We start from the raw sequence: 22,860 nt of genomic DNA on the forward strand, positions 1-22,860 counted from the left end.
ATACAGTAGGTGATAGTATGTGTGGACGGTTTACCCTTTTTACGGGCATTGAAGAAATCATTGATCGCTTTGATATACAAGCTGCTTTTAATGAAGAGTACCAGGCTAGCTATAATGTAGCTCCGACGCATTCCGTTCTATCTGTCATTAATGATGGTACTAAGAACCGGTTAGGGTATCTCCGATGGGGATTGATTCCGTCCTGGGCTAAAGATGAAAAAATTGGCTACAAGATGATAAATGCCAGGGCCGAGACAATTGCCGAGAAAGTAAGTTTCAAGAATGCTTATAAAAAGAAACGGTGCTTGATTCTTGCCGACTCCTTTTATGAGTGGAAGAAGGATCCTGAACGTAAAATACCAATGCGGATTAAACTTAAGAATAATGATCCATTTGGAATGGCAGGTCTATGGGAATCATGGAAATCACCGAAAGGTACGGTTTATTCTTGTTCAGTTATCACCACGACGTCAAATGAATTGATGACAAGCATTCATGATCGTATGCCTGTCATTCTTAATCCTGAAGATGAGAAGGTTTGGCTTGACCCGACCATTCAGGATACGAACTATCTCCAACAATTCCTAAAGTCTTTTGACGCCGAACAAATGGAAGCGTTTGAGGTATCATCGGATGTGAATTCTCCTAAAAACAATTCTTCCAACCTAATAGAACAGATTTGTTGAGAACTTTTATTATGTAAAACAATGTACGGCATATTTTGATAGAAATCGGTCCATAACAATTCTAGCCTATTGAATTTCTGAAAAGTTGTTATATGAAATAGTTGACAGAAAAAAATTATCTATGTGACAATCCGGTTTAAACCGGTAGTGTTTTCTGTTTCAATAAGATAAATGGGAGTGTAAATCATTACTACATTCATTATTCATATCTAGTTAATTCAACCTTAACTCTTGCAGTTAGGGTTTTGTTTTTGCCTATGTAGTAAAATTCAAATCAAGGATGTTCACTATTATTTAGATACCACACACATATTGAAATGAGTTGTATATGGGACAAGCCTTTAAAATACACTTAGGGAGAACCTCATTAGAATCTTCAAGTGTAACTCCTTTACTTTTGTTAGAGGATGGAAGAGGAGACGGGGCTATTTCCAGTGATGGTAAAATCATGGGCACCTATCTTCATGGCATCTTTCATAATCGTCTGTTTACTAGGTCTTTATTCAATCAAATTCGTCGGGAAAAAGGGTTGGATGAAGTAGAGGATAATGTGCAAAGTGATTCAAAGCGACGAGAGGAAGGTATGACCTCTTGGCTGCCCATTTGGAAGAAGATATTGATATGGATACAATCTATCAATGGCTGCAAATCGAAAATTAAAAATGACACCTTGAAGTATAGATGGTTACATACTCTAGCAGAAGAAAGTCTAGAGTATGTAATTTTGTAATGGAAAGAGCCCTGTTGCCTATACATAGATATAAAACGTTTTATTTTACTGATAGCTTATTGGTTCTTGGTTATGTAAAGGTTATGTAAAAGTAAGTTATGCAGTTTATCAAGTTCTTGGCTTATATGTAAAGTTTTTGGAGCGGTGAATCCATGGTTAAAAGCTGTATAGATTAATTCCTTCCTCAAAATTTCTATTTTTGTATGTAGTAGTTCCATACTTTCCAATGAAAATCCCTCAAGTTCTTATACTTTTTTGTCATGTATCTATTATTACATAAATTAGGATGACTTGCCGGTATTTTGCTTCAAATTGATTTCTACCATCAAAATGCATAAGATAAGGATTAAATTTCCTTTTTTCGGCCATATTAAGTGACAGACCTTTAGTTAATATGGTATGGTGTGTTTTCTACATACTTTATAGAATTAAAAGGATGAGGTGTTTTAATATGAATAAAACAGAATTAGTCACAACTGTAGCAGCACAAGCAGAATTAACAAAAGACGACGCTAAAAAAGTTGTGGATGCATTGTTTGAGACAATCACGACTACGCTAGCTAAAGAAGAAAAAATTCAATTAGTTGGATTTGGTACATTTGAAGTGCGCGATCGTGCAGCACGTACTGGTAGAAATCCGCAAACAGGTGAAGAAATACAAATTGCAGCTAGCAAAGTTCCTGCATTCAAAGCGGGTAAAGAATTAAAAGAAGCTGTAAAATAAGGGGTTCCCTTTATTTTCAAATCTCTGGAGTTAGTTAGTCTCCAGAGATTTTTTTGTTTTTTAATTGCTACATAAGTGGATTTTATTGATTTAGAGCATAAAAACAGGCCCTGATTTTCAGGGCCTGTTTATTAGTTTAATTAAAGTTTGTTTACGTTTGTTGCTTGAGGCCCACGTTGACCTGATTCTACTTCAAATTCAACTTCCTGGCCTTCTTCAAGAGATTTATACCCTTCCCCTTGAATAGCTGAGAAATGAACGAATACGTCGTCTCCATTTTCACGCTCGATAAATCCAAATCCTTTGTCACTATTAAACCATTTTACTTTTCCACGTTCCATTTAAGTACCTCCTAGCATGGTAAAACCTGCATTATTATCTTACATCATTATAATATCCATTTTAAAAGCATTTAAACTTAAAAAATAAAATTCACTGCCATTAATGGCAGTGAATTTTATTTTTATAAAGATATTTCCTTGGTAAACAAGTCGAGGGGAGGCACGTAAATATGCCTATTTGACCGGTAATAATAAGTTAGTTCAGGAGGCATAATAAGCATATGGATATCTTCAAATCATATTATGGAAACTTTACTTGCTTATTTATTTTGTGTTTTCCAGTCGAAGTTTATTTTCTCATCATCCCAAGGAATTCTTTTTTCATCCGGCCGAGATGGATTATATGATTTAGTCGTACAATATACAACAGTTGCTGATTTTTCACCAAGTACTCGATATCCGTGTGCTACTCCCTTTGGGATGAGCAAGATAATCGGATTGTTTTCCCCCATATAATAGACATTGGTTTCCCCTTTTGTACTGGAATGCTCCCTTAAGTCATATAGAACCACTTGGGCATTGCCGGAAGGGAAGAACCAGAGGTCATCCTGTTCTTCATGGTAGTGAAAGGCTTTGATGACCCCTGGATAGGAGGTTGACCAGGAAAGCTGGCCGAAATGAGTTAACAGGTGGTCGTCATCTCTAACAACTTCTGCAAAAAAGCCTCGATCATCACTGTGTTTGGTTAGTTTTTTTAAAATAACACCTTCAATTCCCATTTTTACCATCTTCCTTTGCTAAGAATTCATGTAATCCCTTTTTCCAATTTCGCATGTGGATCCCATTAGTGTTTATCTTTTTATGACTTAAGACAGAATACTTGGGTCTAGGAGTTGCCAGGCCATATTCTTCTGTAGAAACAGGGGTGACTACCGCATCTGATTGTAAGTATTTAACTATTTCCATAGCGAATTCATACCAGGTGCAAATTCCGGAATTGGTGACATGATAAATTCCGGCTGGCTTCGTCAATAATTGTTTAATGGCAGTTGCCAGGTCTTTTGTATAAGTGGGGCTTCCAAATTGGTCATCAACTACACGAATTTCCTTAGTGGAAGCAGCTAATTTTTTAATGGTGTTAACGAAATTTTTCCCATTATGACCGTATAACCATGAGGTTCTTATTATTGTGGATTCCTCATAAGCAAGGCGCATGAATTCTTCACCGAGTAACTTGCTTTTTCCGTAAATGGTATGGGGGTAGGTTTCGTCATCTTCTTTATATGGTTCGGTTTTTTTACCGTCAAATACATAATCTGTGCTGATATGGAGGAATTTCACCTTTTTCTCTTTTGCTTCACATGCTAGATAATAGGGGGCAATGCCATTGATTAAATAAGCATTATCAATATCCGTTTCACAAAGGTCCACCTGCGTATATGCTGCAGTATTGATAAGGAAATCTGGTTTGATCTGTTCGAGCGTTTCTTCAATTTGTTTGCGATTCGTAATATCCAGTTGTTGTTTGGTAAATGGATGTACTAAATAATCGTCCTTCAGTAATTGCATAAGCTCTTTTCCCAATTGTCCGCCGGAACCCGTAATGACGACCTTCTTCATATGGATGCACCAAAGTTATTGATATGCCATTGGACCGTATTTAGTAATGATTGATCGAAGGTTGAGGATTGTTTCCAACCCAATTCACTTTGTAACTTCGAAGAATCGATTGCATATCTTCGATCATGGCCTTTTCTGTCTTCAACAAATTCAATTAATTTATCTGATTTACCCATTATCTCTAAAATCCTCTTTACGACATCTATATTCTTCTTTTCATTTCCTCCACCAATATTATAAACCTCACCAGGCATGCCACTTTCAAGAATAAGAGAGATTGCTTTACAATGGTCTTGGACATACAGCCAATCTCTTATTTGCTGACCATCCCCATATATAGGGATTTGCTGATCTTGAAGGGCTTTTAAAACAATGGTTGGAATGAATTTTTCCTTATTCTGAAAAGGACCGTAGTTATTGCTGCACCTGGTTATCATTAATGGCAATTTAAATGTTTCATAGTAAGCGCGCACTAATAAATCCGAGCTTGCTTTTGTTGCGGAGTAGGGGTTGTTAGGTGATAGAGGAGACAATTCGGTAAATGGTTGCTGAACTGGGGTAAGAGTTCCATATACTTCGTCTGTTGAGATATGAATCATTCTTTTCGCTACCCCTGTTTTTAATTGTTGTAATAATTGATAGGTACCGACAATATTTGTTTGGACGAAATCATCAGCATTTTGAATGCTATTATCTACATGGGATTCAGCGGCAAAGTGGACAATGGCTTCATACTTTCGATCCATCGTGGCTTCCAAATCGCTCTTGTTTGAAATGCTACCTTTCACGAAACGTAACCTGGGGTTGGAGGTTAAGGCCTGTATTTCCTGTGGATGGCTTGCATAGGTCAGGGAATCTATTACAGTTATTTGATACGAAGTATGCTCAAGAAGATAATGAACAAAGTTGAGGCCGATGAAACCAGCACCACCTGTAACTAGAACATTCAAAGAATGGCCACCTTTCAATAAATAGTCTACGGTAAATTTTCTACTAACCTTAAGAGGTATTGCCCATATTCATTTTTTTCTAATGGCTTCGCCAATGCAAGAAGCTGTTGAGCTGATATGAATCCCTTACGAAAAGCAATTTCTTCTATACAAGCTATATGGACATTTTGCCTGCTTTGGATGGTTTGGATAAATAAAGAGGCATCAAGCAGTGATTCATGGGTGCCTGTATCCAACCAGCTGAAACCTCTGCCTAATAATCGGACTTTCAGTTGATTCTTTTTGAGGTAACATTCATTTACGGAAGTGATTTCATATTCTCCCCGTTCTGATTTTTTAATGCTCTTGGCAATATCGATAACGTTATTATCATAAAAGTATAGGCCAGTGATGGCATAGTTCGACTTGGGAACGGAAGGTTTTTCCTCTAAAGAAATCACTTTCAGATCCTTGTCGAATTCTATAACACCGAATCGTTCTGGGTCTTTCACATGATAGCCGAATATCGTTGCTCCATCTCCTGCGGTAACGACTTCTTCCAATGTTTTTGTGAAATTATGTCCATAAAAAATGTTATCCCCCAATATTAAACACACAGAATCTTTACCGATGAAATTTTCTCCTATAATAAACGCTTGTGCTATGCCTTCTGGTCTTTGTTGGACGATATAACTTAATTTAATTCCCAGTTGGGACCCATCTCCCAATAAGTGTTCATATTTAGAAATATCAGTGGGGGTTGAGATGATTAGAATATCCTTTATTCCAGCAAGCATAAGTACGGAAAGTGAATAATAAATCAATGGCTTATCGTAAACGGGTAAAAGCTGTTTGGAGACGGACTTAGTTAATGGATATAATCTTGTGCCGCTTCCTCCAGCTAATATAATGCCTTTCATTTCCTTTTCACATCCTAAAGAAGATAACATCTAGGTGGTCATGTCTTTCTACGGAAAATTGACTTAAATCATCTTATGCGCTTGCGTTTATGAGTATGAGTGGACAGGGAAGGCGGAAATTGCTTGAAAATTAAAGGCGGAGATGTGAATTCTATAATAAATCTAAAGCCTACTTACCGGGATGTAAGGTCATTTTATAAATTGAGTTTTTTCTCAAAATATGCTTTGTTTAATAGCATTTGAGGGTCTTGGGGACGGTATTTTAACGCCTTTTCGTTGTGTTGATACCCCAACTCATGTTGACCTGCTTTATCATAACAAACTGCTAGTTGTAGGTGAGGCAACCAAGTTGAACAAGAGTGGTTTTGAAAAGACAGCCCATCACTTTCTTTATTGGCCAAGGCACTTTCATACCAATAAATGGCTGATGGTATTTCGTTTTTTTGCAAGAAATAATAGGCTAATCTACAGCAAGTTTCCGGTTTTGGAGTGCCATAGGCAAGAGTGTTCAAAACCCAGGTCAATTCCTGTTCTTTCAAACCAAGTTGATTGTAGCAATCCGCTAATTTATTGCAGGCTCTAATATTATCTTCGACCCAGCCTTTTTTCGTGTTTAAAAAACGAAGGTAGTACTCAATTGCTTTCTCGACTTTTCCATGATCCAGCAGTTCATTTGCATAATAGAAAAGATCACGGGGGGAGAACTCTTTACCTGAGGAAGCTAAGTTTTCATAGATACGTAAGTTACGCTCGGCATCATGACTAAGCGGCAGATGTGAGACGGATACATCACTTGGAAATAAGTGGCCATAGACCTCTAAATACTCATGGACATTTCCAATCCATTTAAATCCTCTTTCGCGTTTAACTAAACGGTATCTTCTTAAGCTGGAGGTCACATTGTTTTCTTCATCAAAAGCGAGATTATAGTTCATTGAAACGGCATCGATTTGAGTGTCCATTGTGTTTTTTAGTTCTAGAAAGGCCTCTTGGTCTTTCTCTAAAAAAACATCATCTGCATCCAGCCATAAAATGTAGTCAGTTGTAGCTTGTTGAAATGCATAATTTCTTGCAGCGGCAAAATCCTCTATCCATGCAAAATCGAAAATCCGTTCTGTATATTTGGCAGCAATTTCTTTTGTACGATCGTTAGAACCGGTGTCCACAATATTGATTTCATCCACTATTTTACTCACAGACTCTAAACATCGTCCAATTACAGCTTCTTCATTTTTTACAATCATACATAAACTAATCGTAGTCAAAGCCTCATCTCCCCATCCTTCCATGGATAAATCAAATTCAATTACTGATTATGGATTTAATTACGGTAAACCCACCATTTATCATCTTTTTTTAGCATGTATGAGCATTTGATAAATAGTAGAGTAGTTGGATAAATGCTCCATGTGATATCCGAATTTTTCAGCTAGAAAACTAACTTCATTAAAGAAAAGTTGTGCTTTTGTATCGGGGGTAAAGTAATTATACGTTTGGGACTGAACGTCAAATAATGGAGATGGAAACAAACCGAGTACAGTTTTAGGGGTGAAAAAGCGCAAATGGGTCCGATCTAAAATCCCAGCATCCGTATAGTTCCAGTTTCCCTGCAATAAAGGAAGGAGAGCGTCTGCATGTGAAATATTAGGGATGCTGCAAATGAGTGAACCATTCGGCTTTAGGTAGATAGATAACTTTTCAATGACTTTCCATGGGTTTTCTAAGTGTTCTAATATATCTGCCAAAATAATCGTATCAAAGGTAGCGGTTGGATATGGAAGGTCCGTTGATTCAATATTTAGCGTATCGACACGTTCAAAATGATTCTTGGCGATGGAACCTACAAATTCATTCAATTCCACACCATATAATTTACAGGATTGTCGATTGAGTAACTCCATACCAGTAGCTCCAGCCCCGCATCCAATATCCAGAATCTTTTTTGATTCCAGTGGTACGAGATTAACAATTTCAGGTCTTGGATGAACGTAATAAGTTAGATCAACTTTCCACTTATCAAGAAATCTCTGCCGATTTAAATGATACAAATGTTGGATGTTGATATCTTGATTGGCTGTAAAGGTGGCATGGCCATGATGATGTACAAATGAATCATAGGCTATTCTCAATTGATAACCTTCTATTAATGTACGAAGACATAAATCGTCATCTTCAAAGGACCCATATTCAAACCGTTCGTCAAAACCACCGATTTTATCAAGCACTTCTTTTTTCACTAGTAAGCAAAATCCTACTAAACGCATGACTTGCTTAGACTTGCCAATATTTTTTTGACAGAAATCCGCTGAAAAATCATCGATACCGTCAATGTCGCTATAATCCACTGCAATTTGCTGTGGGCCACTTACATAATTACTCACGGGTCCGACCATGCCTATTTTTTCGTCACTATAAAGCAAGGTGAGCATGGATTGTAGCCAATTTTTTGTCACGATTGTATCATTATTTAAAAATAAAACCGTATCGCCCGTTGCAATATCAAGTCCTTGGTTACAGCCTTTTGCAAACCCAGCGTTCTTTTCATTGAAGATGGTCTTTAAAGAGGGAATACTTTTTAAATGGTCGACTGTCCCATCTGAAGAGCCATTATCAACGACGATAATTTCTATATCTTTGTCATCAGTATGTTCTTTAATGCTGGCAAGGCACTGTTTGGTTAAAGGTAATTCGTTATATGTGAGAATAACAATACTGGTTTTCAGTATTACCTCCACCTTTCATAGTTAATATTCAATTAAATATATGTGGGCGTTAAAGATTTAGTGAATCCTTCCAGGTGTTCGTTAAGCGATATAGGTGGAAAAGATAGAAATTTCTTAGGGCAAGATTCATGCATCAATCTGTAATCCATACTTGACAAATAGGTTTAATGAGTTTAGTATTTACTTACAATTACTAAGACTGCTGACCAGATTACTGGAGGCTTCCCATTCAAGAGGATTAATGGTTGAATGGAAAGTCTTTTGCATTTTTATGCCTTTGAATGATTAAATTCATATGGGAACAAAGGACGAATCAAAGGAGGAAAGAAATATTGGGAATATTGCTTGAAAAGACTTTAGAAAAGAAAAAGTTTCTAATTGATCAATTAATAAGTAAAGGCATTTATAAAAAAAATAATATACATCTATATGAATTAAGGTTATGTGAATTAGAAGAAGAGTATCTTAAAATTCACATCCAAGAAAATAAATAGATTATGGACGTGGAAATACATGTAGGTATTTTAAATATGTGATAAAAAAGGAGAGGGTTGTGTGGGGAATACGATAAGGAAGGGTATGGAAGAAAGACGAAAAAAGTTAATTAATAAACTGACCATCGTTTATCAAGATGAAAGCATGGAGCAACTGTTGAAGTTATCTTTAACTGAATTAGAAAATATGCATAGCAAACTTTTGTTAGAATACCATCCACATAATGATGTAGGTTCTCTTCGCTGGTCGAAAAAGAAATAAAGTCATTTTTGTAAACGCTTTCTTACTGTGCCTGGATAGGTAGCATCCATTAAGGATGCTGCTTTATTATTTGTTCGGAACGTTGTAATTTGCATTCTATTTCGGCTTTCCTTTGTTTTGAAAACCATGTATAGTTATTGTTATATAATTGAATATTTCGAAAGTTCAAATAGGAAGAAGGGGAAGCATGAACTTATCGATTTCTGAAATGTTCATCGGGCAGATTGCAAGGTTGCAACGTACATTTAGTATTTCAGACGTAAGGATATGTAGTGAATTAACAAATGACTATAGCCCGATTTATCAATTGAATAAAGAGGAGTGGAAAAGCAATTACGACCAACCAGTCATTCCCGGTCTCCTAACGGAAGGGTTGATCACCCAAGTGATTAGTGAAAAACTTCCGGGTAGTGCCTGTGTTTTATTACAAAAGGAATTAATCTTTTATCATCCTGTGCATGTTGGGGATTTGATTACGGCGGAACTTGAAGTAATCGACATTAATATCGATAGAAATTGGGTTACACAAAAGGTCACTTGCTATAATCAAACGGGAATCGAAGTGATTAAAGGACAAGTTGTGATTCTACTCTTAAAAAACGATCAAGTTGTTTTGTGATGTATATGGAAAAAGTGATAAATGAATTAAAAAGTTGGGGCTCAATAGAAGTGAACCTAAAAGGGAAAGTACTTGGTGCTAGTCCAGATTTTTTAGAACATTTTAGTGTTATGAAGGATGAGGTAATAGGTAAATCAATCATGAATATCATTCGAACCTCTCCGAAAAGTCCTCTAGAAAGTCGTGATTCGAGGAATGTCTTCTCTGGTGTCATTTTTGGCCAGGCGTGTTTTATTAGGATCACTAGAAAAGATCAAAATAACGTTTATCACGTCATCATACGGCAAGAAGAGTTAGAGCATGCCGATTTATCATTTTATGCAAATGCATTGGAAAAGTATAAAAATAGGAAAAAAATCAGTATTGAAACAAATAAGTATGATTTCGAAGGGATTATAGGAAATAGTCCTGCAATCGAACGGATTAAGGAACTTGCGGCTAGAATTGCAATAAGCAATTCAACTGTACTCATAACTGGGGAAACGGGAACAGGAAAAGAACTGTTTGCTCAAGCCATACACGGTTTGAGTACAAGAAAGGCCCACCCTTTCATACCCATAAATTGTGCTGCCATTCCGGACGAATTATTTGAATCTGAGGTCTTTGGGTACGAACCTGGTGCCTTTAGTGGAGCAAAAAAAGAAGGGAAGCCAGGGAAAATAGAATTAGCTCAGAACGGTACGCTTTTCTTGGATGAAATATCAGAGCTTCCTTACCAGGCCCAAGGAAAGCTTTTACGTGTTTTGCAGGAACGGGAAGTAGAAAGACTGGGTGGAACAGGGAGTAAAAATATCGATGTTCGCATTATTGCGGCAACGAATAGGGATTTAAAAACACTCATACAAGAAGGAAAGTTTCGTCAGGACTTATATTATCGTTTGTATGTGTTTGAATTGAAACTTCCATCATTGAGAGAGCGAAAGGAAGATATTCTTCCATTAGGCTATTATTTTATCAATCACTTCAATAAGATTTTAGGATGTGATGTAAGGGAGATAGATCCCACGCTTCAAGAATGGTTGACTTCCTATAATTGGCCTGGGAATGTCCGTGAGTATCAAGCATTTATAGAACGCGGGATGAATTTTGCTGAGGGGGCGACATTGAAAATGGATTCTTCACTTCTGGCTCCTCACATGAATGTACGAGACTCATATGACGGCTCAAAAGAAAACGCTTACTTTGGGAGTTTGGATGAAGTGGTAAGAAATGCTGAAGCATTGGCTATCCGGCGTACATTAAAGGAGTGTGGCGGAGATCGTTCTTTAGCCGCTCAAAAACTTAAGATTCATATTGCGAGCTTATACAGAAAAATATCGAAGTATAACCTGAAATAGCATGGGTATTAAATGGTTTTTACACAAAGGGGCTGTCTAATAAGTCCTTATTTCAGTGAATTTCGCAAAAACAGAGAGGCAGAAATGTTGTTAAATCAACGTTTCTGCCTTTTATTATTTATACAATTCCGGTGTAATTACACCTTTTGGGACAGCCCCTTTGTGTTTCAGTTTTGTGTTTCGCATTTCTGTTTTGCAAGTTTGCGAAAAGTAGTGAAACTGATAAAATACTTTTCTTTTAAAAGCCTCTAAAGCACAAATCCATCTTGGCACGCATCTTGCAATATAGAATAGCAACAAGGGGGAATTCTCTCTTCCGTTTAAGAGGGATATGTAGATTCGTTTTGAACAGTTGATGTTTTTCACCAGACTTACAATTCTGAAAAAAAGGGAGGAATAAGATGATGGATTTTACATTTACGGAAGAACAAGAGTATTTTCGAAAAATGTTGAAGGAATTCGCAAAAGAAGAATTGCTGCCACACTATACTAAGTGGGACCGAGAAGAAGTCACGCCAAGGCATTTGTGGAAGAAGCTTGGTGAATTAGGGGTAAATGGTTTACGCATCCCCATTGAGTATGGGGGTAGCGGAGCTGACTGCGTCACCACCGGGATTGCTGCTGAAGAGATAGGGCGTGGGGATTTCAATCTAACCTATGCAGTCATGCTGAATGCATTGATTGGCGAAATTATAACCAATCATGCTAGAGAAGAATTGAAAAACGAATGGTTACCCAAGATTGCAAGTGGGGAGAAGATTGTTGGCATTGCCATTACGGAGCCTTCAGCGGGTACAGATGCCGGGGGAATCAAAACAACTGCGGTACATAATGGAATTGGATATGTCCTTAATGGTGAAAAGTCGGGAATAAGTGTAGCGACTTGTGCAGATGCTTTCGTTTTATTCGCCAAGACAGAACCTGATTTGGGGAATCGAGGAATAAGTGCATTCATTGTTCCATCCGATCTTCCTGGAGTGGAATGCAAAGGGTACAAAGACATGGGGAATATACCAATTGGCAGGGGCTCCATTTATTTGAATGATGTTGAAGTGCCAGAGGAGTATATGATTGGACTTCAAAATAAAGGTTTTTCCCAAGTGATGAATGGGTTTGACCTAAGTCGTTTATTAATCGGGCTGCAATGTGTAGGGGCTGCTTCGCAAAGTCTTGATGAGACGATTGAACACGTTAAAGTAAGACAATCTTTTGGTAAACCATTGGCGACATATCAAGGGGTTTCATTCCCCATCGTGACTCATTTTACCCAATTGGAATTGGTGAGATGGCAGGCTTATCGTGGACTTTGGCTTCGTGACCAAGGATTGAAACATAGTAAAGAATCGGCTTCCGTAAAGTGGTTAGGCCCCAAATATAGTGTGGAAGCCATTCATGAGTGCCTATTGTTGAATGGGCACTATGCTTATACGAAGGAAATGCCCTTAGAACAACGTATGCGGGATGTGATTGGATTAGAGATTGGTGATGGAACTGCACAAGCCAATATGATGGTCATTGCAAAAGACATTATCGGAAAAGAATTCCGGTCTTATTAGGATAGTGGACGAAGGAATGGATCATTTAAATAGCTATTTTATCGGTCAAATCGCCAGAGTGCAAAAAACCTTTACAGAAGATGATGTGACACGGTGGAGCTCACTGACACATGATTACAATGATGTGTATGGTCTTGATATTTCTAAAAGGGATGGAAGGTCCTCGATGGTCCCAGGAATTTTAAGTGAGGGGCTCATTACGGAGGCAATCAGTAAGGAATTACCTGAAGGACCATGTGTCATCATTCAAAAAGAACTGGTGTTCATTCAACCGGTACAAATAGATAGCACGATTACTGCAGAAATAGAGATCATTGATGTCGATATACAGCGACATTGGATAACGATGAAAGTGAGATGTATGAATGAACAACGTATTGACGTCATCCAAGGGAAAATCATGATAAAGCTATTAAGTGAGGGAGGAATTAAACGATGGAATTAACTGATGTTTTATATGAAAAAATGGAGGGCATAGCAAAAGTTACGATTAACCGTCCTAAAGTCTACAATGCTTTTCGTGCAAGAACGATCCAGGAACTAATCTGGGCTTTCCGTGACGCATGGGATGATAACAGAATTGGGGCAGTAATTTTGACAGGGACCGGTGAAAAGGCGTTTTGTGTCGGTGGTGATCAAAAAGAAAAAGGAGAAGAAGGAGGGTATGATCATTCCGGTGGCTTAGGAGGTGGGATGGGATTAGAAATTGAAACCCTGCACCAAACCATTCGAAACATCCCAAAGCCTGTCATCGCGGCAGTGAATGGATATGCCATTGGAGGGGGGCATGTTCTACACGTCATCTGTGATTTGACAATTGCATCAGAAACGGCAAAATTCGGGCAAAGTGGCCCGAAAGTAGGGAGTTATGATGCAGGATTTGGTTCTGCGTATCTTGCCCGGATAGTCGGTGAAAAGAAAGCGAGGGAAATCTGGTATTTGTGTGAACAATATTCCGCACAGGAGTCAAAAGAGATGGGACTTGTGAATAAAATCGTCCCTGCAGATCAGTTGCAACATGCGGCAAAAGAATGGGCGATGAAGATTCTTGAGAAGAGTCCGACTGCATTGAAAATGCTTAAGTATTCCTTTAATGCTGATAGTGCAAACATCCAAGGGATATCCCAGTTATCGATGGGGAGTTTAGCAATGTTTTATAACACACCAGAATCAGAAGAAGGAAAAAATGCTTTTCTTGAAAAAAGGCCAGTGGATTTTAAACAATTCAGAAGATGATGAAGGGGATGAACTCTATTGAAATTCGATACGATTTTGAGTCAGGAATATGTGGAAAAATACCAATCTATTTGGCCAAATCGAACGATTCTGGATTATTTACATGATGTGATAGAGAACAATCCGGAGAAGACGGCAATCATTGATAAAAAAAGCCGTTATACGTATAAGGAGTTAGGAAAGCTGGTCGATCGGGTCGCTTTAGGTCTCATTCATATAGGAATGGGAAAGGGAGACATCATCTCTTTTCAACTACCAAATTGGAATGAATTCATTATTCTCCATTATGCCGTCACTCGGATAGGGGCGATAAGCAATCCCTTGATTCCCATTTATCGTGATAGGGAAATTGGATTCATGGTGGAGATGGCGGAATCTAAGATGATTGTGGTTCCGGATCGTTTCCGTGACTACTATTATCCTGACATGATTGAGAGGCTAGCTCATCGGTGGCCTTCATTAGAGCATGTTTTTGTGGTCGGTGAAGAAGTACCGAATGGAATGAAAGCGTTCTCTTCCCTACTTGAGGAACCATGGGAAGAGCGGATGGATGTTTCCATTCTAGATGCCATCAAGCATGATCCGAACGATATTACAGAAATCATCTTCACCTCGGGAACGACCGGGAGTCCAAAAGGGGTCATGCATACACATAATACGCTTTGTGTATCAACAAATTATTGGATTGACCATCTGCGTTTAACATCGGATGACGTGCTCTTCATGGCATCCACCTTTGCCCATCAAACGGGATTTGGGTATGGTGTGCGGTTACCTACCCATTTTGGAGGTACTGGTGTCTATCAAGACATTTGGAACCCGAATGAGTTTATTGAGTGGATCGAGAAGGAGAAGATAACGTTTACTGCGGGTGCAACACCCTTCCTGCAAGATACCGTTCAATTGGAAGGGATAGAAAGGGGTCATATTCAATCTCTTCGAGCCTTTGTAGCTTTAGGTGCCCCAATTCCTAGACAGCTTGTGAGAGAAGCGAAAGAAAAAGTCCCATTCAAAATATTGTCGGGATGGGGACAAACGGAAAATGGTTTAGTGACATTGACAAGACTAGATGATTCGGAAGAAAAGTTAACGAGTACGGATGGAGCCCCTTTTCCCCATATGGAACTCAAGATAATCGATTTTAAAGGAGAAAGTTGTCCTCCTAATGTAGAAGGTGATCTACTCGCAAGAGGCCCTGCGATGTTTGTCGGGTATCTCAAACGAATGGAAGACACCATAGCGGAACATAAGAATGGTTGGTTCATTACCGGTGACCGGGCGGTAATGGACGAGGATGGATATATCCGAATTTCCGGTAGAAATAAAGACATCATCATTCGAGGCGGAGAAAATATCCCGGTTGCATATGTAGAAAACGTATTATACGAACATCCCGATGTTTCAACCGTACAGGTTATTGCTGTACCTGATACACGCCTTCAGGAAAAAGCATGCGCTTGTATCAGCATGAAACCAGGGAAGGTTCCCATTACAATGGATTCAATGAAGGAATTTCTCTCGAAGAAAGGCTTAGCTAAACAATATTGGCCAGAACAGCTAGAAATTTTGACGGAATTCCCACGTACCCCAAGCGGGAAAATTCAGAAGTTTCGTCTGAGGGAAATGATAAATGAAAAGATTAGAGACAACATTTAAGGTCAGAGTAAATGATCGATTAAAAGAAAATGAAAAAATGGAGGGATTGATATGACTAAACGAGTCGCTTTTATCACGGGGGCAGGAAGTGGCATTGGCAGAGAAATCGCAAAAAAACTGGCTTCAAGAAATATGAGAGTGATTGTGGCAGATATCAATAGTCAGAATGCGGATGAAACGGTTACTTTAATCGAGCGGGAGGGGAATGAAGCTAAATCCGTTTATTGTGATGTAACGAATTTGGATAGTGTAAAAAAAGCTGTGGAAGATTCGGTGGGCCATTATAAAAAGATTGATGTATTGGTCAATAACGCAGGGTGGGACAAGGTAGAACCGTTCTTAAAAAGTGATCCAAGCACGTGGAAAAGACTCATCGATATTAATTTACTCGGCCAAATTCATACGTGTAAGGAAATTTTACCGCTTATGATAGAAAATAATTATGGGAAAGTAGTCAATATTGCTTCAGATGCTGCAAGGGTCGGCTCTAGCGGGGAAGCGGTCTATTCCGCAGCAAAGGGTGGTGTCATTGCTTTCACGAAGACAATTGCAAGAGAAATGGCCCGTTATAAGCTTAACATCAATTGCATTGCCCCAGGACCAGCGGACACTCCATTATTTCAAGAGATTGGTTCGTACAATGAAGGGATCACAGGGGCCTTGGTAAAGGCGATACCATTCCGTCGTTTGGCTCAACCGGAGGATATTGCGGGTGCTGTTGCGTATTTTGTTTCGGATGAAGCGGGATACGTCACAGGGCAAACCCTATCTGTCAATGGAGGATTAACGATGGCTTAACAAGCCCAATGAGTAAGGATTTTCCTTGTAGAGTTGAATGACCTATAAAGAATGCATGTTTCATAGAATGGAAGGAAACTAGATAGGGAATGACTTATGAAGGGAGTGGATTTTTTGGATTTTGAATTTTCAGACGATGTTACCTTATTAAAACAGGGTATCCGAGAGTTTATTGATAATGAGGTAGAGCCACATGCTATGTTAATTGAAGAAAGTGATGAAATTCCAGAAAGCATTTTACGGAAATCCAAAGAAATTGGTCTATTTGGTCTTAGTATTCCTGAGTCATATGGTGGACTGGGAATTGATATGGTGGGAAAATGTGCCATTCTGGAAGAGCTGGGGAGAACGCATAACGGCTATACCACTGTCATTGGCGGACATACGGGGATCGGTGGCGTCGGAATAGTAGAGATGGGAAATGATGCACAGAAACGAAAATATCTTCCCGATATGGCATCGGGTGAAAGAATCGGGGCTTTTGCTTTAACTGAACCCAGCGCAGGATCGCATGCTACCAATCTTAAAACGACCGCGATTAAAAGAGGTGATAAGTATATCTTGAATGGGAGCAAGCATTATATTACCAATGCGCCTATTGCGGACATTTTTACAGTCATGGCAGTTACGGACCCATCAAAAGGGGCAAAGGGCATCACTTCCTTTATTGTCGAAAAAGATTTTCCTGGATTCCACATAGGAAAAATCGAGAAGAAAATGGGTCTTCATGGATCGCATTCTTCAGAGATTTTTTTCGAAGATTGTGAGGTGCCTGTTGAAAATGTTTTGGGTGATGTAGGGCAAGGGTATGTTAATGCATTGAAAATTTTAGCAAATGGACGTGCGGGAATGGCAGCAAGAAACTTAGGTTCGTGTGATAAGTTACTTGAGATGTCGATTGAATTTGCTCATATGCGAATTCAATTCGACAAGCCAATCTTTGAGCAGCAAGTCATTCAACATTACTTGGCCGAGATGGCATTGGATACGGAAGCTCTCCGTTCAATGACTTATCGTGTAGCATGGATGGTAGATCAAAAAAGGAACGTTATTAAAGAAGCAGCCATGGTTAAATTATTAGGGTCGGAAACGTATAATCGGGTGGCAGACAAAGCTCTCCAAATACATGGAGGGATTGGCTATATATCTGAATATCCAATCGAACGTTTTTATCGGGATGCACGTATTACCAGGATTTATGAAGGGACTTCTGAAATTCAAAAAAATATCATAGCGGCACAGCTGCATAAGCAATACCAAAGAAAATCAGGGAGTCAAAGGATAGGGGTATAGAGCTATGGATCTTAACCTTAAGGGGAAAAATGTTTTAATAACGGGTGCAGCCAAAAGGATAGGTAAGGAAATTGCTTTAGCAGCGGCAAGAGCTGGTGCCAATATTGCTCTCCACTACCATGAATCACAGAAAGAGGCAGCAGAAACAGCAGAAAACATTAAAAAATGTGGAGTGAAACTTGTACTTGTACAGGCTGACCTTTCCAGGTTAGAGGAAGTCCAAGAAATGAAAGTGGTCACTAAACGTGAATTGGGAATCATTGATGGTGTCATTAATAATGCAGGATGGACACAATTTAAATCATTTTTTAAATATGAACCGGGTGAATGGAAAAAGGAAATGGAGGTCTGTTTTTACGGAGTCCTTCATTTGGCACATACATTTATGCCGGATATGATGGATAACAATCAGGGCAAATTCATTAATATCGTGGGAGACTCCGCCCGGACTGGTGATAAGAACCTAATCATATCAGGTGCAGCGAGAAGTGGGACTATCTCTTTTCTAAAATCCCTATCCCAAGAAGTAGGCAAGAGCAATGTTCAGTGTAATACCATTTCACTAGGATTAATCGATCAAGGTCAATCATTTGATACCGTCATGTTAGAAAAGCTAATCAAGCAATACCCGATGGGACGATTAGGAAAGGTGGATGACGTGATTGGAATTACCCTCTTTTTGTTGTCCAATTGGTCTGATTGGATAACCGGTCAGGTTATTCCTGTAAACGGAGGACATAGTATGATCGGTTAGAAAATATGCGGGTAACTCTGTATCCTTTAAAGGTGTTCATAAAAAGCAGGCTTCATCATTTTACTAGGGAAAAGAAAAGCTGTCGAGATTTTCTCGACAGCCTGACGAACTTGCTGGCATAGAAGTTCGTTTTTCTATTTAATGGAGTTATGATCCTGTTATTGTTACATGCTTTTAACTAGTAAATAAATAAAATAAGGTGCTCCCAAAATGGAGACAACGATACCTACTGGAAGTTCCATAGGGGCCAGGATGACTCTGCCTATCGTATCAGCGGATAACAGAAGAAGACCGCCCAATGCTGCCGTCATTGGCAGTAATCTCGTATGCCTTGGTCCCACTAATTTTCGGGCTATGTGTGGAGCAATCAAGCCTAAGAAAGTAATACCGCCACCAACGGATACACACGCGCCTGCTAAGGCCACTGAAATAAGCAATAATAGTCTGCGTTCTTTTTCGATAGGGAGACCAACCCCTATGGCAATTTGGTCACCTAATCCCATAACATCAAGTATTCTTGATTTATAGAAGGTTATCGGAATCAGGATGAGCAACCATGGTAATAAAGCCCAAACAAATGTCCAGTTCGTCCCCCAAATGGTCCCTGCCAGCCAAACGATGGTCTTCATGAAATCATTTGGCTCCATTTTCATCTGAAAAATGACCAAGCCTGCCCCAAATGCTGCATTTATACCGATACCGACCAACAATAACCTTACAGGTGTCACTCTTCCATTTTTCCACGATAGTACATAGATTAAGAAAGCGGCAAGAAATGCACCAAGTAAAGCGGTGAAAGGCATGATGAATATGGATGCCCAGCCCGTTAAGAAAGTAGTTCCCCGAAAGAAGAACATATACAATACAACGGCAAACCCTGCGCCTGAATTGATTCCGATAATCCCGGGGTCTGCTAAGGGATTTTGGGAAAGTCCTTGTAAAATGGCCCCTGAAATGGCAATTCCCATTCCGACAAGTATTGCCATGACTATACGCGGCAAACGAAATTCAAAAATGGTTAACTCGTTCTGAGGGGTGCCATCGCCCAATAGAGTTTTGATAACATCCCCTAAAGGAATTTTTATGTAGCCTGCATTAATGCTGATGAAAAAACCAAGTACGATTAAAAGGATGCTTGTAATAAGCAAAGACTTAAAGTGCTTCCCCTTTTTGTACATTACATTCCGCTCCCTTCTTTACGAGCTAAATATAGGAAGAAAGGGACACCTATGATGGCCGTTATGGCTCCAACAGGTGTTTCAAACGGCGGGTTAACCAAGCGTCCTAAGATATCCGAAATTAGCAATAAGGTTCCGCCCAAAACAGCAGAGCAAGGAATGATCAACCGATAATCATTTCCTACTAAAAATCGCACAATATGCGGGATGACCAATCCAATAAAGCTGATCATTCCGGCAATCGATACTGCTGCACCTGTTAATAATAACACCACAATCGTACCAATGAACTTTATCAGGGGAATGTTTTGCCCAAGCCCTCGTGCCACTTCCTCACCCAGGCTAAGGATGGATATGGAACGTGAAAGGAATAAAGCCAACAAAAGCCCTCCCAGAATAAAGGGTAGAGCAAATGAAATGTGCTGTGGTTGGACGCTCGAGATGCTCCCTACAAACCAAAAGCTAATATCTTTTGAGACGTTAAATTTGATACCAATCGCTGTGGAAAGGGAACTTAGTAAGGAAGCAATGGCTGAACCGGCCAACGCCAACTTGACTGGAGTACTTCCACCCCTGGAAAGCGATGTGATTCCGAAGACAATGGCAGCACCCAATCCTGCACCAGCAAAAGAAAACATCATTAAACCTATATAGGTCATGCCAGGCAGAAAAGCGAGGGCAATCGCTATTAAAAAGGAAGATCCTGCGGTTACTCCCATAATGGAAGGATCGGCCAATGGATTTCTTGTCATACCCTGCATAATGGCTCCAGATACGGCTAAGGCAGCTCCTACGCATACTGCAGCAATGGCCCGGGGAAATCTTAATTCTCTAATGATGACATGAGATGAATTATTCTGATCAAATTCAAATAAGGCATTAAACACATCGCGATAATTTAAATCTGCAGCTCCAAAATTAACGGACAAGATAATGGAAATGACCATACCGCCCAAACCTACTAGTAAGATAACCATACTCACAAAGAGATTCTTATTCGTATGAAGCAATGTGGTGTGTTCCTTTAGTTTTGAATCCATATTAACAACTACTCTCTAAAAAATGATTGACAATATTACCTTTCTATAATTAAATTAGTTGATAACAATTATCATTACCAAACAAATAATAGTCTATCATATCTCTAGGGGGATTCAAATGTATAATGTCATGAGTAAGAAAAAAATCATTCAATTACTAGGCGCCGGCCTATTAGCAATATCTTTAGCTGCATGTGGTGACGATGATGCAACTAAAGACGATGTTTCGACAAGTCAAACAGATGAAACATCAAGTAAAGAAGCAGTTAAATCAAAAACACTGACGGATGCCATGGGAAATGAAGTGGTCATTCCAGCTAATCCGAAACGTATCATCGCTTCATATCTTGAAGATAATTTGGTGGCTCTTGGTATCAAGCCAGCCGCTCAATGGAGTGTAAGTGATGGAGCAGAAGTTCAAGGATATCTACAAAGTGAACTAGAGGACGTTCCAACCATTCCATATGATCTTCCATTTGAATCCGTACAAAAAGTGGAACCGGATTTAATCATTATGGATTCTGCCACCATGGTTGAAGGCGGTAAATATGACCAATATAATAAAATTGCACCTACATATGTAATAGGAAACGAAGTTAATAATGACTGGCGAGATGAATTGAAACGCGTCGGGGAAGTATTCGGCAAAGAGAACGAAGCCAAAAAGGTTTTGACGGATTATGATAAAAAAGCAAAAGAAGCAAAGGGAACCCTTGAGGAAAAAGTGGGGAATCCTTCTGTAGCTGCAGTTTGGTTAGTTGGCGGGAAATTCTTCATTGTCAGCGATAACCTTTCAAGTGGAGCTGTCATGTACGGTGACTTAGGGTTAAAAGAACCGGATGTTGTGAAGGAAATCTCCGCTAACGCAACTGGGAACTGGAGTGAAATTTCTTTAGAGAAACTAGTTGAGTTGGATGCTGAACACCTATTTTTGATCAATAGTGATGACTCCGCTGGTTCAAAAGCTTTAAGCGATACGTTATGGAAAAGCGTACCTGCTGTCAAGGCTGGGAATGTTCATGAGTTCTCTCCTAATGAAAGCTGGTTGTATACAGGTGCCATTGCTAACGGGCAAATCATTGATAATATTTTAAAAAGTTTAGTAAAATAGTATAGTGTAATAAAGGCTATCACTTTTGCGAGGATAGCCTTTATTTTTTGCGGAAGTGTGTAATTGCTCTTCCTGTTTTTGTGAGTGAATATCTACTGAAAGAAGGTCATGATATGGGCCACTTATTAACAAAAGATTTGTATGTAGGCTACCAAGATCACATCATCGTCGATAATATGAATCTTCAATTCAAGAGTAATGAAATCACTACTATAATTGGGCCGAATGGATGCGGAAAATCTACATTGCTTAAGGCTATCACTAGAATCATTCCTCATATGAGAGGAAGTGTGTTGCTAGATGGTCAGTCGATAGCAAAGGAAAATACTAAAGAATTGGCAAGGAAAATGGCCATCCTGCCGCAAACCCAAGATGCTCCTGTTGGTTTAACTGTTCAGGAGCTCGTTTCTTACGGGCGTTTTCCATACCAAAAAGGGTTTGGTAAATTATCTTTAAGAGATTATGAAATAATAGATTGGGCCCTGGAGGCCACGAATACGGCAGAATTCAAATTTCGCCCCGTCGATTCTCTTTCCGGTGGACAGAGGCAACGTGTCTGGATTGCGATGGCATTAGCTCAGGAAACGGAAATCATCTTTTTGGATGAGCCGACAACATATTTGGATATGGCACATCAACTTGAGGTACTCGAGCTGTTGAAAGATTTGAATGAAAAGCAAAATCGGACGATTATAATGGTACTGCACGATCTAAACCATGCCTCGCGATTTTCACACAACATGATTGCATTAAAAGATGGTGTCCTTGTAAAAGAAGGGCTGAGTGAAGAAGTGATGAAAAAAGAAATACTGAAAGAAGTCTTCAATATTGATGCGGAGATCGTAGAGGATCCTCGTACAGGAAAACCATTATGCATGACGTATGATTTAATTCGGAATAAATGAGGTGATAG

General features: G+C 39.2%; 26 protein-coding genes. 16 read left to right on the top strand and 10 right to left on the bottom strand.

Annotated features, from left to right (window positions below):
• The first annotated feature begins 17 nt into the window (after positions 1-17).
• Together AC503W_RS08995 and AC503W_RS09000 are read left to right on the top strand one after the other, a co-directional pair.
• Complete coding sequence (locus AC503W_RS08995; RefSeq protein ID WP_494916958.1) at positions 18-686, top strand: SOS response-associated peptidase; 669 nt, start codon at positions 18-20, stop codon at positions 684-686.
• Between the two features lie 328 nt (positions 687-1,014).
• Positions 1,015-1,416, top strand: coding sequence for a hypothetical protein (locus tag AC503W_RS09000; RefSeq protein ID WP_494916960.1), 402 nt, complete (start codon positions 1,015-1,017; stop codon positions 1,414-1,416).
• Positions 1,417-1,472: 56 nt separating this feature from the next.
• Here AC503W_RS09000 and AC503W_RS09005 read toward each other — a convergent pair whose 3' ends face one another.
• Complete coding sequence (locus AC503W_RS09005) at positions 1,473-1,634, bottom strand: Spo0E family sporulation regulatory protein-aspartic acid phosphatase (protein WP_402989809.1); 162 nt, start codon at positions 1,632-1,634, stop codon at positions 1,473-1,475.
• Positions 1,635-1,867: 233 nt separating this feature from the next.
• On the opposite strand from AC503W_RS09005, the gene AC503W_RS09010 reads away from it, so the two are divergent.
• On the top strand, positions 1,868-2,140 hold the full coding sequence (locus AC503W_RS09010) for an HU family DNA-binding protein (RefSeq protein WP_402872569.1): 273 nt from the start codon (positions 1,868-1,870) through the stop codon (positions 2,138-2,140).
• A 140-nt stretch (positions 2,141-2,280) separates the two neighbouring features.
• On the opposite strand, the gene AC503W_RS09015 is transcribed toward AC503W_RS09010, so the two are convergent.
• From AC503W_RS09015 to AC503W_RS09045, 7 genes are all read right to left on the bottom strand, one after another.
• Positions 2,281-2,481, bottom strand: coding sequence for a cold-shock protein (locus AC503W_RS09015; RefSeq protein ID WP_402872572.1), 201 nt, complete (start codon positions 2,479-2,481; stop codon positions 2,281-2,283).
• A 260-nt stretch (positions 2,482-2,741) separates the two neighbouring features.
• Complete coding sequence (locus tag AC503W_RS09020) at positions 2,742-3,200, bottom strand: dTDP-4-dehydrorhamnose 3,5-epimerase family protein (protein ID WP_494916962.1); 459 nt, start codon at positions 3,198-3,200, stop codon at positions 2,742-2,744.
• Positions 3,190-4,041 (bottom strand): dTDP-4-dehydrorhamnose reductase, encoded by an 852-nt coding sequence (rfbD, locus tag AC503W_RS09025; protein WP_494916964.1) that lies wholly within the window; start codon positions 4,039-4,041, stop codon positions 3,190-3,192. The genes AC503W_RS09020 and rfbD overlap by 11 nt, the downstream gene beginning before the upstream one ends.
• Complete coding sequence (gene rfbB / locus AC503W_RS09030) at positions 4,038-4,991, bottom strand: dTDP-glucose 4,6-dehydratase (RefSeq protein WP_494916965.1); 954 nt, start codon at positions 4,989-4,991, stop codon at positions 4,038-4,040. Before rfbB ends, rfbD begins: the two co-directional genes overlap by 4 nt.
• 26 nt (positions 4,992-5,017) lie before the next feature.
• Positions 5,018-5,890: a glucose-1-phosphate thymidylyltransferase RfbA gene (rfbA, locus tag AC503W_RS09035; RefSeq protein WP_427687380.1), complete on the bottom strand. Its 873-nt coding sequence runs from the start codon at positions 5,888-5,890 to the stop codon at positions 5,018-5,020.
• A 194-nt stretch (positions 5,891-6,084) separates the two neighbouring features.
• A complete protein-coding gene (locus AC503W_RS09040) occupies positions 6,085-7,155 on the bottom strand; it encodes a tetratricopeptide repeat-containing glycosyltransferase family 2 protein (RefSeq protein ID WP_494916967.1) in 1,071 nt (356 codons plus the stop codon).
• Positions 7,156-7,236: 81 nt separating this feature from the next.
• Positions 7,237-8,613 carry a glycosyltransferase gene (locus AC503W_RS09045; RefSeq protein WP_494917322.1) on the bottom strand — a complete coding sequence of 459 codons (1,377 nt, stop codon included), beginning with the start codon at positions 8,611-8,613 and terminating at the stop codon, positions 7,237-7,239.
• A 332-nt stretch (positions 8,614-8,945) separates the two neighbouring features.
• Here AC503W_RS09045 and fbpA point away from each other — a divergent pair, with 332 nt between their 5' ends.
• From fbpA to AC503W_RS09100, 11 genes are all read left to right on the top strand, one after another.
• Positions 8,946-9,107: a Fur-regulated basic protein FbpA gene (gene fbpA, locus AC503W_RS09050; protein ID WP_494916968.1), complete on the top strand. Its 162-nt coding sequence runs from the start codon at positions 8,946-8,948 to the stop codon at positions 9,105-9,107.
• Positions 9,108-9,168: 61 nt separating this feature from the next.
• Positions 9,169-9,369, top strand: a complete 201-nt coding sequence (locus AC503W_RS09055; RefSeq protein WP_494916969.1) for a Fur-regulated basic protein FbpA — start codon at positions 9,169-9,171, stop codon at positions 9,367-9,369.
• 187 nt (positions 9,370-9,556) lie between these two features.
• A complete protein-coding gene (locus tag AC503W_RS09060; RefSeq protein WP_402989540.1) occupies positions 9,557-9,988 on the top strand; it encodes a hotdog family protein in 432 nt (143 codons plus the stop codon).
• The gene (locus AC503W_RS09065; protein WP_494916971.1) at positions 9,988-11,325 is read left to right on the top strand and encodes a sigma-54 interaction domain-containing protein; all 1,338 of its coding nucleotides are present in this window, start codon (positions 9,988-9,990) and stop codon (positions 11,323-11,325) included. Before AC503W_RS09060 ends, AC503W_RS09065 begins: the two co-directional genes overlap by 1 nt.
• A 401-nt stretch (positions 11,326-11,726) precedes the next feature.
• Complete coding sequence (locus AC503W_RS09070; RefSeq protein WP_494916972.1) at positions 11,727-12,881, top strand: acyl-CoA dehydrogenase family protein; 1,155 nt, start codon at positions 11,727-11,729, stop codon at positions 12,879-12,881.
• A 16-nt stretch (positions 12,882-12,897) separates the two neighbouring features.
• On the top strand, positions 12,898-13,326 hold the full coding sequence (locus tag AC503W_RS09075; RefSeq protein WP_494916973.1) for a hotdog family protein: 429 nt from the start codon (positions 12,898-12,900) through the stop codon (positions 13,324-13,326).
• A complete protein-coding gene (menB, locus tag AC503W_RS09080; protein ID WP_402989529.1) occupies positions 13,317-14,117 on the top strand; it encodes a 1,4-dihydroxy-2-naphthoyl-CoA synthase in 801 nt (266 codons plus the stop codon). The genes AC503W_RS09075 and menB overlap by 10 nt, the downstream gene beginning before the upstream one ends.
• Positions 14,118-14,135: 18 nt before the next feature.
• Positions 14,136-15,773 (top strand): AMP-binding protein, encoded by a 1,638-nt coding sequence (locus tag AC503W_RS09085; protein ID WP_494916974.1) that lies wholly within the window; start codon positions 14,136-14,138, stop codon positions 15,771-15,773.
• A gap of 51 nt (positions 15,774-15,824) precedes the next feature.
• On the top strand, positions 15,825-16,571 hold the full coding sequence (locus tag AC503W_RS09090) for an SDR family NAD(P)-dependent oxidoreductase (RefSeq protein ID WP_402872605.1): 747 nt from the start codon (positions 15,825-15,827) through the stop codon (positions 16,569-16,571).
• A gap of 114 nt (positions 16,572-16,685) precedes the next feature.
• The gene (locus AC503W_RS09095) at positions 16,686-17,864 is read left to right on the top strand and encodes an acyl-CoA dehydrogenase family protein (protein ID WP_402959146.1); all 1,179 of its coding nucleotides are present in this window, start codon (positions 16,686-16,688) and stop codon (positions 17,862-17,864) included.
• A gap of 4 nt (positions 17,865-17,868) precedes the next feature.
• Complete coding sequence (locus AC503W_RS09100) at positions 17,869-18,618, top strand: SDR family NAD(P)-dependent oxidoreductase (RefSeq protein WP_494916979.1); 750 nt, start codon at positions 17,869-17,871, stop codon at positions 18,616-18,618.
• A gap of 164 nt (positions 18,619-18,782) precedes the next feature.
• On the opposite strand, the gene AC503W_RS09105 is transcribed toward AC503W_RS09100, so the two are convergent.
• The gene (locus AC503W_RS09105; RefSeq protein ID WP_494916984.1) at positions 18,783-19,796 is read right to left on the bottom strand and encodes a FecCD family ABC transporter permease; all 1,014 of its coding nucleotides are present in this window, start codon (positions 19,794-19,796) and stop codon (positions 18,783-18,785) included.
• Positions 19,796-20,836, bottom strand: a complete 1,041-nt coding sequence (locus tag AC503W_RS09110) for a FecCD family ABC transporter permease (protein WP_494916986.1) — start codon at positions 20,834-20,836, stop codon at positions 19,796-19,798. Before AC503W_RS09110 ends, AC503W_RS09105 begins: the two co-directional genes overlap by 1 nt.
• Positions 20,837-20,954: 118 nt before the next feature.
• On the opposite strand from AC503W_RS09110, the gene AC503W_RS09115 reads away from it, so the two are divergent.
• Together AC503W_RS09115 and AC503W_RS09120 are read left to right on the top strand one after the other, a co-directional pair.
• Positions 20,955-21,947 (top strand): ABC transporter substrate-binding protein, encoded by a 993-nt coding sequence (locus tag AC503W_RS09115; RefSeq protein ID WP_402959140.1) that lies wholly within the window; start codon positions 20,955-20,957, stop codon positions 21,945-21,947.
• Between the two features lie 113 nt (positions 21,948-22,060).
• Positions 22,061-22,852 (top strand): ABC transporter ATP-binding protein, encoded by a 792-nt coding sequence (locus AC503W_RS09120; protein ID WP_402873187.1) that lies wholly within the window; start codon positions 22,061-22,063, stop codon positions 22,850-22,852.
• Positions 22,853-22,860: the final 8 nt, after the last annotated feature.

The sequence above is a fragment of the Peribacillus suis genome, from assembly GCF_059384845.1.

Excerpts from the sequence above, each read along its gene's own strand:
- AC503W_RS08995 (WP_494916958.1), top strand. The coding sequence starts at position 18 with ATGTGTGGACGGTTTACCCTTTTTACGGGCATTGAAGAAATCATTGAT.
- AC503W_RS09000 (WP_494916960.1), top strand. The coding sequence starts at position 1,015 with ATGGGACAAGCCTTTAAAATACACTTAGGGAGAACCTCATTAGAATCT.
- AC503W_RS09005 (WP_402989809.1), bottom strand. The coding sequence starts at position 1,634 with ATGGAACTACTACATACAAAAATAGAAATTTTGAGGAAGGAATTAATC.
- AC503W_RS09010 (WP_402872569.1), top strand. The coding sequence starts at position 1,868 with ATGAATAAAACAGAATTAGTCACAACTGTAGCAGCACAAGCAGAATTA.
- AC503W_RS09015 (WP_402872572.1), bottom strand. The coding sequence starts at position 2,481 with ATGGAACGTGGAAAAGTAAAATGGTTTAATAGTGACAAAGGATTTGGA.
- AC503W_RS09020 (WP_494916962.1), bottom strand. The coding sequence starts at position 3,200 with ATGGGAATTGAAGGTGTTATTTTAAAAAAACTAACCAAACACAGTGAT.
- rfbD (WP_494916964.1), bottom strand. The coding sequence starts at position 4,041 with ATGAAGAAGGTCGTCATTACGGGTTCCGGCGGACAATTGGGAAAAGAG.
- rfbA (WP_427687380.1), bottom strand. The coding sequence starts at position 5,890 with ATGAAAGGCATTATATTAGCTGGAGGAAGCGGCACAAGATTATATCCA.
- AC503W_RS09060 (WP_402989540.1), top strand. The coding sequence starts at position 9,557 with ATGAACTTATCGATTTCTGAAATGTTCATCGGGCAGATTGCAAGGTTG.
- AC503W_RS09065 (WP_494916971.1), top strand. The coding sequence starts at position 9,988 with ATGTATATGGAAAAAGTGATAAATGAATTAAAAAGTTGGGGCTCAATA.
- AC503W_RS09070 (WP_494916972.1), top strand. The coding sequence starts at position 11,727 with ATGATGGATTTTACATTTACGGAAGAACAAGAGTATTTTCGAAAAATG.
- AC503W_RS09075 (WP_494916973.1), top strand. The coding sequence starts at position 12,898 with ATGGATCATTTAAATAGCTATTTTATCGGTCAAATCGCCAGAGTGCAA.
- menB (WP_402989529.1), top strand. The coding sequence starts at position 13,317 with ATGGAATTAACTGATGTTTTATATGAAAAAATGGAGGGCATAGCAAAA.
- AC503W_RS09090 (WP_402872605.1), top strand. The coding sequence starts at position 15,825 with ATGACTAAACGAGTCGCTTTTATCACGGGGGCAGGAAGTGGCATTGGC.
- AC503W_RS09100 (WP_494916979.1), top strand. The coding sequence starts at position 17,869 with ATGGATCTTAACCTTAAGGGGAAAAATGTTTTAATAACGGGTGCAGCC.
- AC503W_RS09105 (WP_494916984.1), bottom strand. The coding sequence starts at position 19,796 with ATGTACAAAAAGGGGAAGCACTTTAAGTCTTTGCTTATTACAAGCATC.
- AC503W_RS09110 (WP_494916986.1), bottom strand. The coding sequence starts at position 20,836 with ATGGATTCAAAACTAAAGGAACACACCACATTGCTTCATACGAATAAG.
- AC503W_RS09115 (WP_402959140.1), top strand. The coding sequence starts at position 20,955 with ATGTATAATGTCATGAGTAAGAAAAAAATCATTCAATTACTAGGCGCC.
- AC503W_RS09120 (WP_402873187.1), top strand. The coding sequence starts at position 22,061 with ATGGGCCACTTATTAACAAAAGATTTGTATGTAGGCTACCAAGATCAC.